Below are 20,939 nucleotides of genomic sequence, written 5' to 3'. Positions count from 1 at the left end.
CTCCCTGGTGATCAAGCGGACCAGCCGAAGTGGTTCAGCGGCCCACGTCCCGCGCCCAGCTCCCAGCCCCGCGCGCCGGTCAGCGCACGGAGCACGTACTCCTTTGCGGCCCCCACGGCGGCCGGCACCGGGTCGCCCAGACCGAGCCGCACCGCGATCGCCGCCGAGAACGAACACCCGGTGCCGTGGGTGTGCCGGGTGGTCACCCGGGGTGCGCGCAACACTGTGGTGACGCCGCCGCCGTGCAGCACGTCGACCGCCTCACCCCCGTCGAGGTCCCCGCCGGTGACCACCACGTACTCCGGGCCGCCGGCCACCAGGGCCTCGGCGGCCACGACCATCGCGGCCACGTCGTCCACCGGGCGTCCGGTGATCGCCGCGGCCTCCGCGCAGTTCGGGGTCGCCACCCTGGCGTACGGCAGCAGCCGCTCCACAGCGCCCACCACGCCGAGCCGGTGACCACTCGTGGCGACCAGCACCGGGTCGACGACGAGTTGAGGCAGCCGGCCGTCCCGGGCCGCCTCGGCCACCACGTCCGCGATCGCCGGGGTGCCGAGCATCCCCGTCTTCACGGCGCAGACGGTGAAATCGGTGAGGACGCTGTCCAACTGCTCGATGACGGTGCGCGGGGGCAGCGGCAGCACCGCGTCGACACCCCGGGTGTTCTGCGCGGTGACAGCCGTGAGGACGCTTGTGCCGTACGCGCCCAGCGCGGCGAAGACCTTGAGGTCGGCCTGGATGCCGGCGCCGCCGCCGGAGTCTGAGCCTGCGATTGTCAGCAGTGTTCGCGGGGTCATGTTGCCTCTTTGGTTGCGGTTTGGGGCTGCGGCCGACCGTGCCCACTCCGGGCGGTCAGGCTTGATCCCTGCGTGGGCACGGTCGGCCGCAGCCCCGCTCGTGGGGACCTGGGTGCCTCCGCGCCGGGTTTTGAGAGCTTGGGTGTGACCGCCTCGACATAAGCGCTGTTCAGAATCGCGGCTGTCTCGGTCGGGTCTTTGGCTCGCATTAGTGCGCCGAGCACCGCTACCCCGACGGCTCCCGCCTTGACGCAGGCGGTTACCTGGTCTGGGGTTTCGACTCCGCCTAGGGCCAGCAGGGGTACCGGGCTGGCGCGGACCAGGCTGGCCAGCCCGGCAACACCCAATGGTGGGCCGTAGCCCGGCTTTGTTCTGGTGGGCCAGATTGGGGAGATGGTGGCGTAGTGCTCGGTGGTCAGGCGGTTCAGCTCGGCTTCGTCGTGGCAGGAGCGGCCGACCAGGCGGTGGGTTGGTGGTGGGTACGGGCCGGCGGCGGGTAGGTGCACGGCGTCGCCGCCGAGCGGGTCGGGGCCGGCCACTACGAGGGTCCCGCCGACGTCGGCGAGGATCGCGCGCAGGGCGGCGGCGAGGGCGGCGCGTTCGGCGCGGGGCAGGTCCTTCTCCCGCAGCACCACCCAGCGCACTCCCCCGGCCATGGCTCCCGCGATAACCCGCTCAAGGCCCCGGGAAGCGGCCAGCCGATCGGTCAGGACGACGACCCCCGACGGGATCTTGGAAGGAATAGGCCCCTCCAGGGGCAGATAGCTTCCAAGATCCGTGGGCGGCACCAAGCCGGTCACAGGTCGGGTCTTCCCTCGTCGGGAGTGGAGGCGAGGGCGTGGAAGCGGCGGGCGATCCGGCCCGCGCCCGCGGCCAGGCGCCCGGCCTCGACCGCGTACCGCATCGCGGTGGCCATCGCCACCGGGTCGGCGGCCCGGGTGACAGCGCTCGCCAGCAGCACCCCGTCACAGCCCAGCTCCATCGCCAGCGCCGCGTCGGACGCGGTGCCGATGCCGGCGTCGAGGATCACCGGCACGTCCACCACCTGCCGGATGAGTCGAATGTGGTGCGGGTTGCCGATGCCGAGCCCCGAACCGATCGGCGAGCCGGCCGGCATCACCGCGGCGCAGCCCACGTCGGCGAGGCGGCGGGCGAGCACCGGGTCGTCGCTGGTGTACGGCAGCACGGTGAAGCCGTCGGCGACCAACTCCTCGGCGGCGCGGAGCAGCTCCACCCCGTCGGGCAGGAGGGTTCGCTCGTCGCCGATCACCTCCAGCTTGACCCAGTCGGTGTCGAACGCGTCCCGGGCCAGCCGGGCCACCTTCACCGCCTCGGTCGCCGTGTGGCAGCCGGCGGTGTTCGGCAGCAGGCGTACGCCGCATCGGTCCAGCAGCTCCAGCAGCCCACCGGCGGAGCCCGGCGCCGTGCCCACCCGGCGCAGCGCCAGTGTGACCAGGTCGGTGCCGGACGCCCGGATCGCCTGCTCCAACACGTGCAGGTTCGCGGCGCCGCCGGTGCCAAGGATCAGGCGTGAGGTGAAGGTCTCCCCACCCAGTTCGAATGGCACGCCGCTCACCCGCCCTGCGCCGCGGTGAGCACCTCGACCCGGTCACCGTCGCGCAGCACCCGCGCCGGCCAGCCGGCCCGGGGCACCACCTCGCCGTTCACCGCGACCGCCACCCCACGCGGGTGCGGCACGACGTCGCGGACCAGATCCGCCACCGACGCGTCAGCGGCGACGCTGCGCCCGGTCCCGTTCACGGTCAACTCCACAGGTCCCCCTCCGTCGTGGCTTCAGGTCCGCCCGACGCGGCACCGCCGAAGCGGTCGGCCCGGAAAGGCGTGAGCAGCGGGTCGGGTACGCCGCCGAGCACCAGATCGGCGATCAGGTCGGCGGTGATCGGGGTCAGCACGATGCCGTGCCGGTGATGCCCGGTGGCGGCCAGGACGTCCGGCCGGTCGGGCAGCGGCCCGAGGATCGGCGCGTTGTCCGGGGTGCCCGGGCGCAGCCCGGCGATCGCCTCGACCAGGTCGTACTCGGCCAGTTCGGGCAGCAGGTCGACCCCGGCGCGCAGCAGCCGCTGCACAGCGCCTGCGGTGACAGTGGTGTCGGAGCGTTCCTCGACCGTCGCGCCGAGCACGACCTCGCCGTCGGCTCGGGGCACCAGGTAGACGTGCTCGCCGTCGGCGTACCCCCGGATCACGTGCCGGAAGCCCGGCGCGACGCCGTCGGGCGCGCGGAGTCGGAGGATCTGGCCCTTCACCGGCCGCACGGGCAGGCCGGTGAGCGCGGCGGCCCCGCAACCGGCGGCGACCACAGTGACCTCGGCGTCCACATCGGACAGGTGTCGGACCGGCCGCGGCACGAGCACCGCGCCAGTCCGCTGCGCGGCCGCGCGCAAGGCCGGCACCAGCAGCCGGGGGTCGACCTGGTGGTCGGTGGGCGCGAGGGCGCCGCCGCGCACCCGTGGGGCGAGCGCCGGTTCGCGGTCGCGCAGCTCGCTGGGGCGCAGCGGCGTCACGGGCAAACCCAAAGCCTGCTGGTACGCCCACAGCCGGCGCGCCTCGGCCAGGTCGTCGCCGGTGAGCCCGACCACCAGGGTGCCCTCGGTCCGGTAGCCGATCTGGCATCCGGTCAGCTCGGTCAGCTCGGCGGCGAACGCCGGCCAGCGGGCGGCTGACGCCAGCAGCAACCCGGTCAGCTGCCGCTCACCGAAGTACGCCTCGGCGACCGGGGAGAGCATGCCGGCGGCCACCGCCGACGCCCCCGAACCTGGTGCCGGATCGTGCACCTCCACCCGCAGCCCTCGCGCGGCGCAACGCCAGGCGATCGCCAGCCCGATCGGCCCCGCCCCCACCACTGCCACGTCCGGCCGGACCCGGTCGCTCGACGGCGGTGACGGGGACCGGCCGGTCAGCACGTCAGGGCCTCGATCAGCTCGGCGGTGGCCCGTGCCGGGTCAGCGGCGGCGGAGACGGCACCGACCACCGCCACCCCGTACGCCCCGGCGGCCCGCAGCGCCGGCACCCGGACGGCGGTCACTCCGCCGATCGCGATGACCGGAACGTCGACGGCGTCGACGACGGCGCGTACCCCGGCGGGCCCGATGGGATCCGGCAGGCCGGTCTTGGTGCTTGTGGTGTGGCACGGCCCGACGCCCAGGTAGCTGGCGCCCGCCGCGACGGCGTCGCTCGCCGGGCCCGGGGCGCGGGCGGTGGCGCCCAGCACGCCGGTGGGGCCGAGCACCCGGCGGGCGGCGGCGACCGGCAGATCGTCGGCGCCGACGTGCCCACCGGCGGCGCCCACCGCCAACGCCACGTGCAACCGGTCGTTGACCAGGCAGGTCGCCCCGTACGACGCGCAGAGCGCCAGCACCCGCCTGGTCAGGTCGTACGCCTCGCGGTCGGTGGCGGAGTCCTCGACCCGGACCTGCACCACCAGCTCGGCGTGGGCCACGGTGAGGGCGGCGCGAACCACGGCGAGCGGGTCGCGACCGGGTCGGGTGTCGGTGATGAGATGCAATCGCCCCAGGGACGGCACGGCAACGCTCCTCCCTGCGCCGGCATTACCCGGATCAGGTTCAACGGTCGGGGGCTGTCAGCCCCCCTCTCAGCCCGGTACACCGGGCTCCCGTGGGTTACTTGCGTGTCACCGTACGACAGATCCGCCGGCCTGCCAAGGCGCGGGGTCGGCGGCGGCCGACGACCGGGCCGCGCCAAAACGAGCTAGATCCAATGGGGCACTTCATACGGTCCTGTTCGGAATGTCGCCCCCCGTTGCAGAACCGTTACCCGTCCGCATCTTGCCCGACATCGAGCCAGCCGAATTAATTTGTTCAGCGATTCGACAAAATGTCGGTGGGGGCACCTTGGCAGGGTGTGACCACCGGCTCCATCAGGGACGGCCTTCGGCGAGCCGACTCCCGCGATCTCCGTCACTACGACACAGGAGGCGGCGTGTCCCGTTCTCGTCGTGCCCGTTTACCCATCACCGCAACCCTGATCTCCCTGGCCATGGCCTCGACCACCCTGTTCGGCGCGCCCGCCCAGGCGGCCGCCCAGGTCCCCCCACGGGATGCGAAAGCCGCAGCCCCGGTCAGCCAGGTGGCGCCGAAGGCGCCAAAGGCCGCAGCCGATCCCTTCTCCGTCCTCGTCTTCTCCAAGACCGCCGGCTTCCGGCACGACTCCATCCCCACCGGCATCGCCGCCATCCAACAGCTCGGCGTCGCCAACGGATTCACAGTTGACAACTCTGAGGACGGCGCCGCATTCAACGACGCCAACCTGGCGAAGTACAAGGCCGTGATCTGGCTCTCCACCACCGGTGACGTGCTCAACGCCGACCAGCAGGCGGCGTTCGAGCGCTACGTGAAGGCCGGCGGCGGTTACGTCGGCATCCACGCCGCGTCGGACACCGAGTACAGCTGGGCCTGGTACGGCGACCTGGTCGGCGCGTACTTCGCCAACCACCCGCAGAACCAGCAGGCCACGGTCAAGGTGGAGGACCACGCCCATCCGTCCACTGCCGGTTTGCCGGACCGCTGGTCCCGGTTCGACGAGTGGTACAACTACCAGACCAACCCCCGGCCGGACGTACACGTGCTGGCCAGCCTGGACGAGAAGAGCTACACCCCCGGCGCCGGCGCGATGGGTGCGGACCACCCGGTCGCCTGGTGTCAGGACTACGACGGTGGCCGATCCTGGTACACGGGCCTGGGGCACACCCGGGAGTCGTACGCCGAGCCCGAGTTCCTCTCCCACCTGCTCGGCGGCATCCGCACCGCGGCAGGTGTCGAGAACGCCGACTGCGGCGCCTCGAAGACCTCGAACTTCGAGAAGGTCACGCTGGACAGCAACACCAGCAACCCGATGGAGTTGGACATCGCCCCCGACGGGCGGGTGTTCTACATCGAGCGCGACGGTCGCGTGCAGATCGTGAAGCCGGACACCGGCAACACCGTCACCGCCGTCGACCTGGACGTCTTCACCGGTAACGAGGACGGCCTCATCGGCATCCGGCTCGATCCGGACTTCGCCACCAACAACTGGGTGTACCTGTACTACGCCCCGAACGACGGGGTCACCCGCAACCTGCTGTCCCGTTTCACGGTGACCGGGGACACCATCAACCTGGCCAGCGAGAAGCAGGTGCTGCGGGTCGACACCCAACGCAACACCTGCTGCCACGCCGGCGGCAGCATGACGTTCGACGGCGACGGCAACCTCTACCTGGCCACCGGTGACAACACCAACCCGTTCGAGTCGAACTCGTACTCGCCGCTCGACGAGCGGTCGGGCCGCCAGGACTACGACGCGCAGCGCACCTCAGCCAATACGAACGACCTGCGCGGCAAGGTGATCCGGATCCACCCGGAGGACGACGGGACGTACACCGTTCCGGCGGGCAACCTCTTCGCGGCGGGCACCGAGAAGACCCGCCCCGAGATCTACGCGATGGGCTTCCGCAACCCGTTCCGGATCGGCACCGACCCGAAGACCAACACGCTGTACGTCGGCGACTACGGGCCGGACGCCAACACGAACAACCCGGACCGCGGCCCCCGCGGTCTGGTCGAGTGGAACATCGTCACGCCGGGCAACTACGGCTGGCCGTACTGCACCGGGACGAACGAGGCGTACAACGACTACACGTTCCCGTCCGGCCCGAGCGGCGCGAAGTTCGACTGCGCCGCGCCGGTGAACAACTCGCCGAACAACACCGGCCTGACCAACCTCCCGCCGGTGGTCCCGGCGACCGTCGACTACGGGTACGCCGGTGACGCGCGCTACCCGGAGATCGGTGGCGGCGGCGCCCCGATGGGCGGCCCGGCCTACCGCTACGACGCCGACCTCAACTCCAACCGCAAGTGGCCGGCGTACTACGACGGCAAGGCTCTGCTCGGCGAGTGGAACCAGAACAAGATGTACACCATGCAGGTGACCCCCGACGGCAAGTCGTTGGTGGACATCAACCAGCTGCTCACCGGCATGAGCATGATCCGGCCGATGGACTTCGAGTTCGGCCCGGACGGCGCGCTGTACCTGATCGAGTGGGGCAGCGGCTTCGGCGGCAACAACGACAACTCCGGCGTCTACCGGATCGACTACACCGCCGGTGACCGCGCACCGATCGCGGCGGCGTCCGCCAACCCGACCTCGGGTCCGGCGCCCTTGACTGTCACCTTCTCCAGCGCCGGCTCCCGGGACCCGGACGGTGGCACTCTCACCTACGCCTGGACCTTCGGCGACGGGCAGACCTCCACCGAGGCCAACCCGACCCACACGTACGCCACGGCGGGCAACTTCACCGCCCAGCTCACCGTCACCAACCCCAAGGGTCGTACGGCGGTGGCCAACGTGCCGGTCACAGTTGGCAACACCGCCCCGACGGTCACCATCGAGTTCCCGCCGGACGGCGGGTTCTTCAACTGGGGCGACCAGGTCCGCTACACGATCAAGGTGACCGACCCGGAGGACGGGGAGATCGACTGTGATCGGGTGGGGCTGCAGGTGCTGCTCGGTCACGACGAGCACGCCCACCCGCTGGAGCAGCACACCGGCTGCACCGGCACCGTCCAGACGTCGCTCGCCTCCGGGCACGGCGCCGAGGCGAACGTCTTCGCGGTCTTCGAGGCCACCTACACCGACGAGGGTGGTGCCGGCGGTGCCGGCGCCCTGACCGGCCGGCAGATCGAGGTCCTCCAGCCGAAGCAGAAGCAGGCCGAGTACTTCACCGCCACCGGGCGCGCCCCGGTGAGCACCGGCGGCGGAGACGCCGGCGTGACGCGGGAGGCCGGCGCCGACACCGCCGGTGGCGGCCAGAGCATCGCGTTCATCGAGGACGGTGACTGGTGGTCGGTCGCCCCGGCGAACCTGACCAACATCACCGAGATCCGGTTCCGGGCCGCCTCCGCCGCCGCTGGCGGTCGGATCGAGGTCCACGCCGGTGCGGTGGACGGACCGGTGGTCGCCACGGCCGTCGTACCGTCGACCGGCGCGTGGCAGACGTACACGGACGTGAGCGCACCGGTCACCGGTGCCGCGAGCGGCTCGCTGTACTTCGTGGCCCGCGACCCGAACGGCGGAACGGGTTCGCTGTTCAACGTCAACTGGATGGACTTCGTCGGCCGCGGTGTCACCGAGAACGGGCCGCCGACGGTCAGCGCCACGGCCACCCCGGCCACCGGCACCGCACCGGTCACCGTCGCCTTCGACGGCACGGCCACGGACGCCGAGGGCGACACCCCGCTGACGTACGCCTGGGACTTCGGTGACGGAGGCTCGGCGACCACACTGGACGCCAGCCACACCTACACCAGCGCGGGCACCTTCACGGCCACCCTCACGGTGACCGACAGCAAGGGCGCCAAGTCGTACGCCACAGTGCCGGTGCGGGTCGACGCGCCGGACACGTCCTGCTTCGGGGCGCGTTCGGACGACTTCAACGGCAACAGCCTCGACAAGGAGCGCTGGACCAGCGTCGTACGGGAGAACCAGCTCTACTCGCTCAGTGGCGGCGCGCTGCGGCTGCCCACCGGCGTCGGTGACCTCTACGGCGCACGCAACGACGCCACCAACCTGGTGCTCCAGGCGGCCCCGACCGGGGCGTGGGAGATGACCACCAAGGTCACCCTCCCGGTGACTGCCAACTACCAGCAGGCTGGCCTGCTGGTGTACGGCGACGACGACAACTACGCCAAGGTGGACCTGCTGTACAACGGCAGCCGGCGGGTGGAGTTCATCCGGGAGACGGCGGCGACGCCTCGCAACGAGGCCGCCGACGCCACCGACGCACCGGCGGGTGACACCGTGTACCTGCGGATCACCAGCGACGGGACGAACCTGACCGCGTCCGCCTCGGGCGACGGTCAGACCTTCACCCCGGTCGGCCGTTCGGCCGCGCTCGCCGGCATCACCAACCCGCGGATCGGGGTCTTCGCGCTCAACGGAGGCACCGAGGCGCCGGTTGTCGACGCCGCGTTCGACTCGTTCCAGGTCACGCCGGATGCTCCGGCCGGCCCGGTCGACCCGTCGGACGAGTTCACCGGCAGCACGCTGGACAAGTGCCGGTGGGACGCCGTGACGCGGGAGGACCCGAGCGGTTACCGGGTCACCGATGGCGCGTTGCGGATCGACGTGCCCAACGGTGACATCTACGGCACCGACAACACCGGGCCGAAGAACTTCATCCTCCAGACCGCGCCGTCGGGCGACTGGACCCTGGAGACGAAGGTCGACGGCAGCCTGCTGAACGAGCAGTACCAGCAGGCCGGTCTGCTCGTGCAGGCCGACGACGACAACTACGTGAAGTTCGACTTCATCGCGGACAACCAGGCCGGCCAGGCGGTGACGCGGCGGATCGAGTTCCGCAGCGAGATCGCCGGGGTGGTCCAGAACCCGCAGCCCGAGGCGGGCAACCTGACCTCGGCGGTGTGGCACCTGCGGCTGGCCCGCACGGGCGACACGTTCACCGCGTCGTACTCGGCCGACGGGACGACCTGGACCGCGTTGCCGACGCTGACCACCAGCGCGGTCGGGGCCACCCCGAAGGTGGGGCTGTTCACCCTCGGCGCCAACCAGACGGCGTCGAAGACCGCCTCGTTCGACTACTTCCGGCTCAGCACGAAGGTGGCCGACGAGACCGCGCCGGTCACCACCTCGGCGGTTTCCGGCACCCCGACCGACGGGTGGCACACCGGGCCGGTGACGATCACGCTCACCGGGGCCGACGAGGCCGGCGGTAGCGGGCTCGCCGGTACGGAGTACCAGCTGGACGGGGCCACGACCTGGACGGCTTACACCGCTCCGGTGGCGGTCAGCGGGGACGGCGAGCACGAACTTCGGTTCCGCTCGACGGACAAGGCCGGCAACGTGGAGGCGACGAAGACCGTCTCCGTCAAGATCGACGCCACCGCGCCGGTGACCTCGGCGACGTTCGCTCCGGCGAACGACGCCGGCTGGCACAACGGGACCATCCCGGTCGTGCTGGCCGCTACCGACGCCGGTTCCGGCGTCAAGACGGTGGAGTGGTCGCTGGACGGTGGCGCGTGGACGCCGTACTCGGCGCCGGTCGAGGTGACCGGTGACGGGCAGCACGAGCTGCTGTTCCGCTCGACGGACAAGGCGGGCAACGTCGAGACGCTGAAGTCGGCGGTGCTGCGCATCGACGGCACCAAGCCGACGCTGCTGGTGTCCGGCCTCGCCGACGGCCAGCTCTACGGCGACAGCCAGGACGTCCGGGTGGCCTGGCAGGCCGTCGACCCGTCCTCGGGCATCGCCAGCGTGGTCGGCCAGCTCGACGGCCAGGCGTACGCCAGCGGCACTCTGCAGGCCATGTACGACCTGTCACTCGGCCTGCACGAGTTGACCGTGACCGCGACCGACAAGGCGGGCAACAAGACCACCTCGACGGTCCGGTTCTTCGTCACCACCTCGTTCCGGGACATGCAGAGTCTGCTGGACCGGTTCAAGGCGACGGGGCGGCTCTCGACCAAGGCGCACAAGCAGCTGTCGAACAAGCTCGACGCTGTTCGCGCGTCCGAGGCGGCCGGCGACGACAAGGCGGCAGTCCGGCAGCTGACCGCATTCCGGACGCTCGCCTCCGACGCCACGTTGGTGCCTGAGGCCGAGGTCCGGGACGTCCTGATCCGGGACGCCGACGCCATGATCGTTCGGCTCGGCGGCGCGGCCAGCAAGGCCGGGGTCAAGGCGAACGACGGTGACTCGGTCAAGGGCACCGGGCGGCTCGGTGGCGACGCCACCCGGCTGGCACCCGGTCGCCAGCTCTGATCCGACGAGGCCCCTCCCCGGCGCTGCGGCGTCGGGGAGGGGCCTCCCTCATCGGTAGTGAGGAGATGTCCGTGACGGGTATCCGCAAGGTGTTGGCCGCCGTGTTCGTCGGACTGGCCCTGACCCTGTCCGCCGCCGCCCCGGCGGTGGCTCAGGCCGCCCCGGCGGCCCAGGCCGCTCAGGCCGCCCCGGCGGCTGCGGCCGACAAGCTCAAACTCACGGTGGCCGGCGACGGGGCCGAGGGCGTCACCATCCAGGCCACCCACACCGACGGTCGTCGGCTGGAGCAGGTGGTGCGGCTGGTCCTCACCGCCACCGGCCCGGACGGGCAGCGGATCGGGCCGGTGCAGCTGGAGCCGCAGCCTGAGGGGCACGGCTTCTACAGCAGCGGCCCAGTGCTCTCCACCGGCACCTGGAAGGTGACGGTGAGCGCCCCCGCTCCGCTGCAGAGCAAGGCCACCGCCACGGTGCAGGCGAAGGCGGCACAGTCACCGCCGGCGCCCAAGCCGGTCGCGGTGACCAAGCCGGCGGACGGCGGCGGAGCGGACTGGTGGCCGTTCGCGGCGGCCGGTCTCGTGCTCGTGGCCGCCGCCATGGGCGTGGCCATGCTGTTCGGCCGCCGCCGCACCAGCTAGACCGAACGCATTCACGAACGGGCCGGGCCGCGACGAGCGGCCCGGCCCAGTTTCTTTCGACTCAAAGGACGGTGCGCAGCGCCGCCAGATCGTCGTCGCTGGGCTCCCAGGTGCCGGCGGCGGCGTTGGCACGCACCTGCTCGGGCGTGGTGGCACCGGCGATCACCGAGGTCACCGCCGGCTGGGCGGCCAGCCCGCCGATCGCCACCTGGAGCATCGTCAGACCCCGCTCGGCCGCGTACGCCTCGATCGCCTCGATGGTGTCCCAGTCGGCCGCGGCGAGCCGCTCCGCGTACCGGCCACCACCGGAGAGCCGGCTGCCGGCCGGCGGCTGCCCGTCGCGCTTGTACTTGCCGGTGAGCAGACCGTTGGCGAGCGGGAAGAACGGCAGCATGCCGAGGCCGAACCGCTCACACGCCGGGATCACCTCGGCCTCCACCGAGCGCTCCAGCAGGCTGTAGTGGTTCTGCGCGCTGATGAAGCGGGACCGGCCGTTGGACGAGGCGACCCAGTCCGCGTCGGCGATCTGCCAGCCGGCGAAGTTGGAGTTGCCCAGGTAGCGCACCTTGCCGTCCCGGACCAGGTCGTCCAGGGCGGCGAGGGTCTCGTCGATCGGGGTGCCCGGGTCGGGCTCGTGCATCTGGTACAGGTCGATGTGGTCGGTGCCGAGCCGGCGCAGCGACGCCTCCACCGCGCGGGCGATGTAACGCCGCGCACCACGCGCGCCGTAGTCCGGCCCGTTGAGGCCGTTCATGTCCATGCCGAACTTGGTGGCCACCACCACGTCGTCCCGGCGCCCCTTGAGCGCCTGCCCGAGCAGCTCCTCGGAGCTGCCCTGCGGCTCACCGTAGATGTCGGCGGTGTCGAAGAGGGTGATCCCGGCGTCCAGGGCGGCGTCCACCACGGCCCGGGTGCCGTCGAGGTCGAGCTTGCGGCCGAAGTTGTTGCAGCCGATGCCGACAACGGACACCACGAGCCCGGAGTCGCCCAGCCGGCGATAGGTCATGTCAGTCACGGCATTCACCCTATGCCCGCCGACTGCGAGTCACCTCGGGGGCGGCTCAGCCGACCACCTCGGTGACCAGCTCGCGGGCGGCGTTGATGGTCGCGGCCAGCTCGGCCGGACTGCGGCCGACGGTGCCAAGCAGCGCCTGCGCCCGCTGCGCGAACTGCGCGGGCGCCCCGGGCAGTCGCCCCGCGGCGGCGATCATCCCCTTCTCGTTGACCAACCACCGGCCCGCCCGGGCGTGCAGCACCTGGGCGAGCACCCCGACCGCCCGGAACAGGCAGCCGGTGACGTACCCGCTGTCCCCGCCGGCGGCGGCCTTGGCCGCGCCGGTCAGCAGAAATTCGGCCTCCCAGCCACCGGCGACCAGCGCGTCGGCCAGCGCGGGCGGATAGTCCCGGGTCTGTTCCCTCAGCCGGGTCAGCCGGCCGGTGGGATCCGCCAATACCTGACACAGCGCCACCTCGCCGACATAGGCGGACGAGTAGAAGCCGAACGGGTGCCCAGCCTGCACCCCGATCTCGTACCGACCGGCCCGGCAGTCCGTCCAGGCGCCGTACACCCGGTCGAGGTCCCGGTAGATCCAGTCCACGGCGACCCCGCCGATGCGCAGCCAACCACCACCGTCGACCCAGGGCCCCCAACCGCCCGGGGCGGTGAGCGCCACACCGGGGTCGTCGGCGACCGTCGCGGCCACCGCCCGTAGCGCCGGCACGTCCAGCTCACCCTGGTAGTACAGGCCCAGGTCCCAGTCGGAGTCGGGGCGGTGCTCGCCGCGTGCCCGGCTGCCACCGAGCGCCACGGCGACCACTCCCCCGACGGCACACAGCCGATCGGGCAGGTGGGTGGGGATCACCCGACGTCCCAGACCGGTTCCGGGGTCTCCACCACCTCGCTGTCGCCTCGGAACAGCAGGAACCGGTCGAAGGAGCGGGTGAACCAACGGTCGTGGGTGACAGCGATCACCGTCCCCTCGAAGGCGTTCAGGCCCGCTTCGAGAGCTTCCGCGCTGGCCAGGTCGAGGTTGTCGGTGGGCTCGTCGAGCAGCAGCAGGGTCGCCCCGGACAACTCCAGCAGCAGCACCAGGAACCGGGCCTGCTGTCCGCCGGAGAGCGTGCCGAAGCGCTGGTCGCCCTGCGCGGCCAGCTCGTAGCGACTGAGCACTCCCATCGCCGCGTGCCGGTCCATCCCGGTGCGGTGCTCGTCACCCCGCCAGAGGATCTCGACGAGCGTCTTCGACATCAGCTCCGGCCGGTCGTGGGTCTGGGAGAAGTGCCCGGGGCGGACCCGGGCGCCGAGGCGGGCGGTGCCGTCGTGCGCCACCGGGGCGAGCGCCCCAGCGCCGTCGACCGCCCCGTTCGCCGGGTCCGGGTCGGTGCCGCCGCGGGCCAGCAGCCGCAGGAAGTGCGACTTACCGGTGCCGTTGGCACCGAGCACCGCCAACCGATCGCCGTACCAGATCTCCAGGTCGAAGGGGAATGTCAGGCCGTCGAGCTCCAGCTGCTCGCAGACGACCGCGCGCTTGCCGGTCCGTCCGCCGCTGAGCCGCATCCGGATGTCCTGGTCCTTCGGCGGTACGGGCGGCGGCCCGGCCTCCTCGAACTTGCGCAACCGGGTCTGCGCGGCCTGGTAGCGCGAGGCCAACCCGTCGTTGTACGCGGCCTTCTGCTTGTACATCAGCATCAGCTCGCGCAGCTTCTGGTGCTCCTCGTCCCAGCGCCGGCGCAGCTCGTCGAGGCGGGCGTGCCGAGCCACCCGAGCCTCGTGCCAGCTGGCGAAGCCGCCCGGGTGCACCCAGGCGCTGCCGCCCTCGACAGCGACCACCCGGTCGGCGCTCTGGGCCAGCAGCTCGCGGTCGTGCGAGACGTAGAGCACCGATTTCGTCGACTCGCGCAGTCGCGCCTCCAGCCAGCGTTTGCCGGGCACGTCGAGGAAGTTGTCCGGCTCGTCGAGCAACAGCACCTCGTCCGGGCCGCGCAGCAGCAACTCCAGGGCGAAGCGCTTCTGCTGGCCACCGGAGAGGGTGCGCACCGGCCGGTCCCGTACGGCGTCCCAGGGCTGGCCGAGCACGATCGTCGCGACGGTGTCGAAGAGCACCTCGACGTCGTACCCGCCGGCCTCGCCCCAGGCGCCGAGTGCATCGGCGTACGCCAGCTGAGCCTTGCCCGCCGCGTTGCTGAACTTGCCGTGGGCCTCGGCGGCCCGCATGGCCGCCTCGGTCTCGCCGAGCCGCCGGCCCGCGTCGCGCAGCGCCGGCGGGGCCAGCGACAACGCCAGGTCGGCGAGGGTCGACTCGTCGCCGATCATGCCGATGAACTGGCGCATCACGCCCAGCCCGCCGGCCCGCGCGACGACGCCGCTGCGCACCGGCAGGTCACCGGCCACCATTCTCAGCAGCGTCGTCTTTCCCGCGCCGTTCGGCCCGACCAGGGCGACCTTGCTGCCCTCACCGACCCGGAACGACACGTCGGCGAAGAGTTCCCGACCGTCGGGCAGGATGTGCCCGACCGCTGCCACGTCCACGTATCCCACGCCGGGATCCTGCCCCAGCGAGGGTCGGGGGGTATATCCAATTACCGGGTGACGCGCAGCACCCGGAAGCCCTTTTGACTGGCGTACCGCTCGACCTGCCAGCTCTGCTCGGTGAGCCAGCGTTGCAGCGAGTCGCCGCCGAGGTGCCGGGCTACGACCAACCAGCCGACACCGTCCGGGGCGAGTCGGGGCAGCCAGCGCAGCAGCAGGTCGTGCAGCCCGTCCTTGCCGATCCGGATGGGTGGGTTCGACCAGAGCTGGGCGAAGCGGACGCCGTCCGGAACGTCGTCCGGGGCGCTGACCCGGACCCGGTCGGCGGCACCGATCCGGGCCGCGTTGGCGGCGGTCAGCTCGCGGGCCCGGGCGTTGACGTCGACGGCCCAGATGGTGCTCGTGGGCGCGAGGTCGGCCAGCACGCAGCTGATCGGCCCGAACCCGCAGCCGAGGTCGAGCAGGTCGCCGCCGGTGTCGGCGGCGGGCAGCTCGGCCTTGCGCAGGAGGACGGCGGTGCCCGGGTCGAGGCGGCTGGCGGAGAAGACCCCGCCGGCCGAGGTGAGCCGGTAGTCGCGGTCGGCGACGGAGAACTCGACCTCGCGCGCCGGGGCGTCGCTGGTGGGTTGAGCGGTGAAGTAGTGGTCGCCGGTCACGCGGCAATTCTCGCATCGGCCCGGGGACGACCGCCGGGGCGATCCTCTTCTCCACGGACCTGGCACGGCGCACGCGCACATTTCCCTGAAATTACCCCCTAAAGGGACAATGCCTCCTACTCTGGGCGACATGGTGTATCGGTACCAGTCCGATGAGGACGCTTTCGAGGAGTACCCGGAGCCCGGGTCCGATCTGTCGGTGCCCGGCGCGACTCCGCCCCCGCCTGCCGGGCCGTCTCCGTCGCGCTTCCCCGCGCCGTCGCTGCCCCGGCCGAACCAGCTCTCGCTGCCATCCTCGGCGCACGTGCCGACCCGCAGGGACCTGTCGCAGCCTGTGCCGACTCGTGCCGACGTGCCGCAGCCTGTGCCGACTCGTGCCGACATCCCAGCCGCCCCGCCCCGCAGCCAGGTCTACACCTCGGCGACGCCGGTGGAGCCGCCCGCCCGACGCGGCGGCGGCCGACTGTGGCAGGTACTGATCGGCGGCGCAGCCGTTCTGGTGCTGCTCGCCCTCTGCGGCCTCGGTGCCGCCGCGCTGCTCATCGACCGCGACGGGCAGCCACAGAGCAACCCGACGTACCAGCCGAACGCCGCCCCGACGTCGGCCTCGCCGGAACGGCTGGCCCTCGACTCCCGGGACACCGACCAGGCCCCGCTCACCGCCAAGGAACTCTTCCCCGGCAAGGAGCTGAAGCTCACCGACGGCCAACCCAGCTACCAGGTACTCAAGACCCAGTCCAGCGGCAGTTGCGCCGTCGCCGCCACCGACGAGGTCGCCGACCTACTGGTCCGGCTCGGCTGCAACCAGGTCGTCCGGGCCACGCTGAGTACGCCCGACGACGGCCACCTGGTCACCGCCGGCCTGTTCAACCTCACCGACAAGGTCAGCGCGGAACGAACCCGAGACCGGCTCCGGCAACTGCTCGACGAGCGGCAGGGCCGTTTCCGTGGCCTCACCGCCGACGACGTCGACGGCACCGATGTCCTGGCCAGCGCTCCGGCACGCGTCGGCTGGCAGGTCCGTGGCCACTACCTGGCGTACGCCCTGGTCGTGCGCAAAGACGGAGCGGCGGTCAAGGCCGGTGACGCCAAGGTCCGCGAGATCCTGTTCGACATGATCGAGCTGCACCTCAGCCGGGGCGTGCTCCAGAGCCGGGCCGACGGTGGCACCGCCGCACAACCGACGGCGGTCCCGACCGGCAGCAACGCGAACCAGGGCGGCGACGACGGCCTGCCGGGCGACTGACCCCGTGGGCGGTCAGCCCTCGACCGGGACCCGCAACCGGCGGGTGAGGGTGGCGCGGTGGGCGTACTCGGCCGGATCGCTCGGGTAGCCGACGGCGACCAGGGTCAGCCCGCGCGCGGGGGCCACTGTCACCTCGCTGGACCGCTCCCGCTGGCTGAGCAGTGTGCCCGGCCACTCGACCGGGCGGCGGCCGTCCCCGGCCACCAGCATGGCCCCCACCAGGCTCCGCACCATCGCCTGGCAGAACGCGTCGGCCTGCACGGTGGCGACCAGGATGCCGTCCGGGTCGCGACGCCAGTCCAGCCGGGTCACCTCGCGCAGCGTCGTCGCGTGCTCCTTGCGCCGGCAGTACGCGGCGAAGTCGTGCTCCCCCACCAGCCCGTTCGCTGCGGCATTCAGCGCGGCCAGGTCCAGCGGCTTCGGCCAGGCCAGCACCTCGTGCCGGCGCAGCGGCTCGGCACCGAAGGGCGCATCGGTGACCCGGTACTCGTAGCGCCGGAAGGTGGCCGAGAACCGGGCGTCGAAGTCCGCCGGCACCTCGGTCATCGCCCGTACGCGCACGTCGGTGGGGAGCAGCCGGGCCAGGCGACGCAGCAGCCGCCCCTCGTGCTGTCGCCACACGTCCACCGGCAGGTCCAGGTGGCACACCTGCCCCGTGGCGTGCACCCCCGCGTCGGTCCGTCCCGCCACCGTCAGCCCGGTGGCCGTACCGACGCCGAGGACCAGGTCCAGGGTTTCGACGAGCACCCCCGCGACGGTGCGCCGGGTCGGCTGGGCTGCCCAGCCGGAGAAGTCGGTGCCGTCGTACGAGACGTCCAGCCGCAGCCGGATCCGCTCGTCCACCTCGTACCTCCTGTTACGGGTCGGGCCCGACACCCCCGATGGGGTGCCGGGCCCGACGATGCCCTTGATCAGGCCTTGTTCTCGGTGGCCTCGTCGCTGTCCTCGCGGGCGGCGGCGGTGTCACCGGACGCCGACACCGGCGCCTCGGAGTCCTGGTCGGCCGAAGCCGACTTCGGGGCCTCGTCGGCCGGGGCGAGCGCCTCGACCTTGTCCTGCTGCGCGGCCTTGCGGGCGGCGGTCTTCTTGTTCGCCTTCGGCTCGGCGACCTGAAGCTCCTCCACCAACTCGATGATGGCCATCGGAGCGTTGTCACCCTTGCGCGGACCGGTCTTCACGATCCGGGTGTAACCGCCGGGGCGGTTGGAGTACCGGGGCGCGATCTGGTCGAACAGGGCGTAGACGACGTCCTTGTCCTTGACGACACCCAGCACCCGCCGCCGCGAGGCGAGGTCACCGCGCTTGGCCTTGGTGATGAGCTGCTCGGCCAGCGGGCGCAGCCGCCGGGCCTTCGTCTCGGTGGTCTGGATCTTGCCGTGCTGGAACAGCGCGGTCGCCAGGTTGGCGAGCATCAGCCGCTCGTGCGAGGGGCTGCCGCCGAGGCGGGGGCCCTTGGTGGGCGTGGGCATTTTTGGTGCTCCTCAGTTGTGGCGGCAGCGCGGACTAGAGCTGCTCGGTCTCGCGGTAGTCGTCGGTGTCGTAGTCGGCCTCGCCGAAGGTGTCCACGACGTGCGCCGGGTCGAAGTTCGGAGCCGAGTCCTTCAGCCCGAGACCCATCCCGGCGAGCTTCATCTTGACCTCGTCGATCGACTTCTGACCGAAGTTGCGAATGTCGAGGAGGTCGGCCTCGGTACGCCCGATGAGCTCACCAACGGAGTTGATGCCCTCGCGCTTGAGGCAGTTGTAGGAGCGGACGGTGAGGTCCAGCTCCTCGATCGGCAGGGCAAGGTCCGCCGCCAGCTGGGCGTCCTGCGGGGACGGCCCGATGTCGATGCCCTCGGCGGTCTCGTCCAGCTCCCGGGCCAGACCGAACAGCTCCACCAGCGTCGAACCGGCGGAGGCCAGCGCGGTACGCGGACCCATCGACGGCTTGGTCTCGACGTCGATGATCAGCCGGTCGAAGTCGGTGCGCTGCTCGACACGGGTCGCCTCGACGCGGTAGGTCACCTTCAGCACCGGCGAGTAGATCGAGTCGACCGGGATCCGGCCGATCTCGGCGCCGGACTGCTTGTTCTGCGCCGCCGTCACGTAGCCACGGCCCCGCTCGACGGTCAGCTCCATGTCGAGCCGGCCCTTGCCGTTCAGGGTGGCGAGCTTGAGATCCGGGTTGTGCACCGAGACGCCGGCCGGCGGCTGGATGTCGCCCGCGGTCACGTCGCCCGGGCCCTGCTTGCGCAGGTACATGCTGACCGGCTCGTCGTGCTCGGAGCTGACGCACAGCTCCTTGATGTTCATGACGAGCTCGACCACGTCCTCCTTGACACCGGGGATCGTGGTGAACTCGTGCAGCACACCGTCGATCTTGATCGAGGTGACGGCCGCGCCCGGGATCGACGACAGCAGCGTGCGCCGCAGCGAGTTGCCCAGGGTGTAGCCGAAGCCCGGCTCCAGCGGCTCGATGGCGAACCGGGACCGGGTCTCGTTGATCGACTCCTCGGAGAGGGAGGGCCGCTGGCTGATGAGCATCTTTTCTCTTCTCTTCCGGGGCGCCCGCTATTTGACGCCCACGACACAAACTGTTCCGGTGGCCCGCCCCGAAGGGCGGACCACCGAACGAGCTCGGACTACTTGGAGTAGAGCTCGACGATCAACTGCTCCTGGACCTGCGTGTCGATGACCTGCCGGGCCGGGAGGGAGTGCACGAGCACCTTCATCTGGCTCGGGATGGCCTCAAGCCACGCCGGAACCGTCTTCGAGCCGGCCTGAGCCTGCGCGACGATGAACGGGGTGAGCTCCTTGCTCTTGCCCCGAACCTCGATGATGTCGTGCTCCTTGACGCGGTACGACGGGATGTCGACCTTCTTGCCGTTCACCGTGAAGTGACCGTGCTTGACCAGCTGGCGGGCCATGTCCCGCGAGTGGGCGTAGCCGGCCCGGTAAACGACGTTGTCCAGCCGCGACTCGAGGATCTGCAGGAGGACCTCACCGGTCTTGGCCTGCTTGCCAACGGCTTCCTCGTAGTAACCGCGGAACTGCTTCTCCAGCACGCCGTAGACACGGCGGGCCTTCTGCTTCTCACGGAGCTGGAGCAGGTACTCCGTCTCCTTGGTGCGGCCGCGGCCGTGCTGCCCGGGCGGGAACGGCCGGGACTCGAACGGGCACTTCGGGCCATCGCACTTGCTGCCCTTGAGGAACAGCTTCATCTTCTCCCGCCGGCAACGGCGGCAGTCTGCACCGGTGTAACGAGCCATCTCTCTCTACCTCTCAGACCCGGCGACGCTTCGGCGGACGGCACCCGTTGTGCGGCTGCGGGGTGACGTCGGCGATCTGCCCGACCTCGAGGCCCACTGCCTGCAGCGAACGGATGGCGGTCTCCCGGCCGGAGCCGGGACCCTTGACGAACACGTCGACCTTGCGCATGCCGTGCTCCATGGCGCGACGCGCGGCAGCCTCGGCGGCCAGCTGCGCGGCGAACGGAGTCGACTTGCGGGAGCCCTTGAAGCCGACCTGGCCAGCGGAGGCCCAGGAGATGACCGCACCGGTCGGGTCCGTGATGGACACGATGGTGTTGTTGAACGTGCTCTTGATGTGCGCCTGCCCGTGGGCGACGTTCTTGCGTTCCTTGCGCCGGACCTTCTTTACAGCGGCTCCGGCACGAGCCTTCGGTGGCATAAGTCTGTGCGCTCCTAGTTGACTGTCCGGATCGGGTTGCGGCCTGGCCCACCTTGGCGGCGGCCACCCCCGTCATCCGGTCAAGAACTACTTCTTGCCGGGCTTCTTCTTGCCGGCGACGGTCCGCTTCGGGCCCTTGCGGGTCCGTGCGTTGGTCTTGGTCCGCTGGCCACGCACGGGCAGACCCCGGCGGTGCCGGATGCCGGCGTAGCAGCCGATCTCAACCTTGCGGCGGATGTCAGCGGCGACCTCGCGGCGCAGGTCGCCTTCAACCTTGTAGTTGCCCTCGATGTGGTCGCGGAGCTGCACGAGCTCCTCGTCCGTGAGGTCCCGAGCGCGCTTGTCCGGCGAGATGCCGGTGGCGGCGAGTGTCTCCAGGGCGCGGGTGCGACCGACCCCGAAGATGTAGGTGAGCGCGATCTCCAACCGCTTCTCGCGGGGGAGATCCACGCCGACTAGACGTGCCATGTGCGGGCGTACTCCTCGTGATGTGTGGCGGAGGTGTGGACCCGTCCCACCCCGCTCCCGGCCGTCCCGTCTTTCCGACGCGGTGAGCGCCGGCGACCGGGATCGGTCGCTGCCCGAGCGGGCCCCGGCCTCCGACCGGGGGTCAGC

Annotated in this window: 19 protein-coding genes and 1 riboswitch; of the genes, 3 read left to right on the top strand and 16 right to left on the bottom strand. The window is 71.4% G+C overall.

What is annotated here, in order from left to right:
• Nucleotides 1-11: 11 nt before the first annotated feature.
• The 6 genes from thiD to thiE all read right to left on the bottom strand — a co-directional run bounded on the left by thiD (nt 12) and on the right by thiE (nt 4,338).
• Nucleotides 12-797 carry a bifunctional hydroxymethylpyrimidine kinase/phosphomethylpyrimidine kinase gene (gene thiD / locus IW248_RS29200; protein WP_196929484.1) on the bottom strand — a complete coding sequence of 262 codons (786 nt, stop codon included), beginning with the start codon at nt 795-797 and terminating at the stop codon, nt 12-14.
• Entirely contained in the window at nt 794-1,528 is a 735-nt protein-coding gene (locus IW248_RS29195) for a thiamine phosphate synthase (protein WP_307788408.1), read from the bottom strand. Before IW248_RS29195 ends, thiD begins: the two co-directional genes overlap by 4 nt.
• Nucleotides 1,529-1,593: 65 nt before the next feature.
• Entirely contained in the window at nt 1,594-2,373 is a 780-nt protein-coding gene (locus IW248_RS29190) for a thiazole synthase (protein ID WP_196929483.1), read from the bottom strand.
• Nucleotides 2,370-2,570 (bottom strand): sulfur carrier protein ThiS, encoded by a 201-nt coding sequence (gene thiS, locus IW248_RS29185; RefSeq protein ID WP_124819810.1) that lies wholly within the window; start codon nt 2,568-2,570, stop codon nt 2,370-2,372. The genes IW248_RS29190 and thiS overlap by 4 nt, the downstream gene beginning before the upstream one ends.
• The gene (gene thiO / locus IW248_RS29180) at nt 2,561-3,715 is read right to left on the bottom strand and encodes a glycine oxidase ThiO (protein ID WP_196930411.1); all 1,155 of its coding nucleotides are present in this window, start codon (nt 3,713-3,715) and stop codon (nt 2,561-2,563) included. The genes thiS and thiO overlap by 10 nt, the downstream gene beginning before the upstream one ends.
• A complete protein-coding gene (gene thiE, locus IW248_RS29175; RefSeq protein WP_196929482.1) occupies nt 3,712-4,338 on the bottom strand; it encodes a thiamine phosphate synthase in 627 nt (208 codons plus the stop codon). Before thiE ends, thiO begins: the two co-directional genes overlap by 4 nt.
• A riboswitch (TPP riboswitch) is annotated at nt 4,333-4,442 on the bottom strand. It overlaps the preceding gene by 6 nt.
• Before the next feature lie 369 nt (nt 4,443-4,811).
• Here thiE and IW248_RS29170 point away from each other — a divergent pair.
• Together IW248_RS29170 and IW248_RS29165 are read left to right on the top strand one after the other, a co-directional pair.
• A complete protein-coding gene (locus IW248_RS29170) occupies nt 4,812-10,586 on the top strand; it encodes a ThuA domain-containing protein (protein ID WP_231396480.1) in 5,775 nt (1,924 codons plus the stop codon).
• Nucleotides 10,587-10,651: 65 nt separating this feature from the next.
• Nucleotides 10,652-11,221 (top strand): hypothetical protein, encoded by a 570-nt coding sequence (locus IW248_RS29165; RefSeq protein ID WP_231396479.1) that lies wholly within the window; start codon nt 10,652-10,654, stop codon nt 11,219-11,221.
• Nucleotides 11,222-11,282: 61 nt separating this feature from the next.
• Here IW248_RS29165 and IW248_RS29160 read toward each other — a convergent pair whose 3' ends face one another.
• Genes IW248_RS29160 through IW248_RS29145 form a run of 4 tightly spaced genes read right to left on the bottom strand, consistent with a single transcriptional unit; the run spans nt 11,283 to nt 15,406 of the window.
• Nucleotides 11,283-12,227, bottom strand: a complete 945-nt coding sequence (locus IW248_RS29160; RefSeq protein ID WP_196930410.1) for an aldo/keto reductase — start codon at nt 12,225-12,227, stop codon at nt 11,283-11,285.
• Between the two features lie 55 nt (nt 12,228-12,282).
• A complete protein-coding gene (locus IW248_RS29155; protein ID WP_196929479.1) occupies nt 12,283-13,083 on the bottom strand; it encodes a nucleotidyltransferase domain-containing protein in 801 nt (266 codons plus the stop codon).
• Entirely contained in the window at nt 13,080-14,759 is a 1,680-nt protein-coding gene (locus IW248_RS29150) for an ABC-F family ATP-binding cassette domain-containing protein (RefSeq protein WP_196929478.1), read from the bottom strand. Before IW248_RS29150 ends, IW248_RS29155 begins: the two co-directional genes overlap by 4 nt.
• 41 nt (nt 14,760-14,800) lie before the next feature.
• Nucleotides 14,801-15,406 carry a class I SAM-dependent methyltransferase gene (locus tag IW248_RS29145; RefSeq protein ID WP_124822879.1) on the bottom strand — a complete coding sequence of 202 codons (606 nt, stop codon included), beginning with the start codon at nt 15,404-15,406 and terminating at the stop codon, nt 14,801-14,803.
• A gap of 130 nt (nt 15,407-15,536) precedes the next feature.
• On the opposite strand from IW248_RS29145, the gene IW248_RS29140 reads away from it, so the two are divergent.
• A complete protein-coding gene (locus IW248_RS29140) occupies nt 15,537-16,652 on the top strand; it encodes a hypothetical protein (RefSeq protein ID WP_231396478.1) in 1,116 nt (371 codons plus the stop codon).
• Nucleotides 16,653-16,664: 12 nt separating this feature from the next.
• Here the strand turns inward: IW248_RS29140 and truA are convergent, their stop codons facing one another.
• From truA to rpsM, 6 genes are all read right to left on the bottom strand, one after another.
• Nucleotides 16,665-17,495 (bottom strand): tRNA pseudouridine(38-40) synthase TruA, encoded by an 831-nt coding sequence (gene truA / locus IW248_RS29135; protein WP_196929476.1) that lies wholly within the window; start codon nt 17,493-17,495, stop codon nt 16,665-16,667.
• 68 nt (nt 17,496-17,563) lie between these two features.
• A complete protein-coding gene (rplQ, locus tag IW248_RS29130) occupies nt 17,564-18,121 on the bottom strand; it encodes a 50S ribosomal protein L17 (protein WP_196929475.1) in 558 nt (185 codons plus the stop codon).
• A 34-nt stretch (nt 18,122-18,155) separates the two neighbouring features.
• Nucleotides 18,156-19,178, bottom strand: a complete 1,023-nt coding sequence (locus IW248_RS29125) for a DNA-directed RNA polymerase subunit alpha (protein ID WP_007465227.1) — start codon at nt 19,176-19,178, stop codon at nt 18,156-18,158.
• 98 nt (nt 19,179-19,276) lie between these two features.
• Nucleotides 19,277-19,903 (bottom strand): 30S ribosomal protein S4, encoded by a 627-nt coding sequence (gene rpsD / locus IW248_RS29120; protein ID WP_030489600.1) that lies wholly within the window; start codon nt 19,901-19,903, stop codon nt 19,277-19,279.
• A 13-nt stretch (nt 19,904-19,916) separates the two neighbouring features.
• Nucleotides 19,917-20,324 carry a 30S ribosomal protein S11 gene (gene rpsK / locus IW248_RS29115; protein WP_030329919.1) on the bottom strand — a complete coding sequence of 136 codons (408 nt, stop codon included), beginning with the start codon at nt 20,322-20,324 and terminating at the stop codon, nt 19,917-19,919.
• A gap of 87 nt (nt 20,325-20,411) precedes the next feature.
• Nucleotides 20,412-20,792 carry a 30S ribosomal protein S13 gene (gene rpsM, locus IW248_RS29110; RefSeq protein WP_030329917.1) on the bottom strand — a complete coding sequence of 127 codons (381 nt, stop codon included), beginning with the start codon at nt 20,790-20,792 and terminating at the stop codon, nt 20,412-20,414.
• Between the last annotated feature and the right edge of the window lie 147 nt (nt 20,793-20,939).

Source organism: Micromonospora ureilytica (assembly GCF_015751765.1).
Lineage (GTDB): Bacteria > Actinomycetota > Actinomycetes > Mycobacteriales > Micromonosporaceae > Micromonospora > Micromonospora ureilytica.
Note: the sequence above shows the minus strand (reverse complement) of the source record. Positions and strands in the feature narration are given on the sequence as shown.

What these genes read in the sequence shown, in the direction of transcription:
- IW248_RS29165 (WP_231396479.1), top strand. Translation starts at nt 10,652, where the DNA reads ATGTCCGTGACGGGTATCCGCAAGGTGTTGGCCGCCGTGTTCGTCGGA.
- IW248_RS29140 (WP_231396478.1), top strand. Translation starts at nt 15,537, where the DNA reads ATGGTGTATCGGTACCAGTCCGATGAGGACGCTTTCGAGGAGTACCCG.
- rplQ (WP_196929475.1), bottom strand. Translation starts at nt 18,121, where the DNA reads ATGCCCACGCCCACCAAGGGCCCCCGCCTCGGCGGCAGCCCCTCGCAC.
- IW248_RS29170 (WP_231396480.1), top strand. Translation starts at nt 4,812, where the DNA reads ATGGCCTCGACCACCCTGTTCGGCGCGCCCGCCCAGGCGGCCGCCCAG.
- rpsM (WP_030329917.1), bottom strand. Translation starts at nt 20,792, where the DNA reads ATGGCACGTCTAGTCGGCGTGGATCTCCCCCGCGAGAAGCGGTTGGAG.
- rpsK (WP_030329919.1), bottom strand. Translation starts at nt 20,324, where the DNA reads ATGCCACCGAAGGCTCGTGCCGGAGCCGCTGTAAAGAAGGTCCGGCGC.
- IW248_RS29160 (WP_196930410.1), bottom strand. Translation starts at nt 12,227, where the DNA reads ATGACCTATCGCCGGCTGGGCGACTCCGGGCTCGTGGTGTCCGTTGTC.
- IW248_RS29125 (WP_007465227.1), bottom strand. Translation starts at nt 19,178, where the DNA reads ATGCTCATCAGCCAGCGGCCCTCCCTCTCCGAGGAGTCGATCAACGAG.
- thiD (WP_196929484.1), bottom strand. Translation starts at nt 797, where the DNA reads ATGACCCCGCGAACACTGCTGACAATCGCAGGCTCAGACTCCGGCGGC.
- rpsD (WP_030489600.1), bottom strand. Translation starts at nt 19,903, where the DNA reads ATGGCTCGTTACACCGGTGCAGACTGCCGCCGTTGCCGGCGGGAGAAG.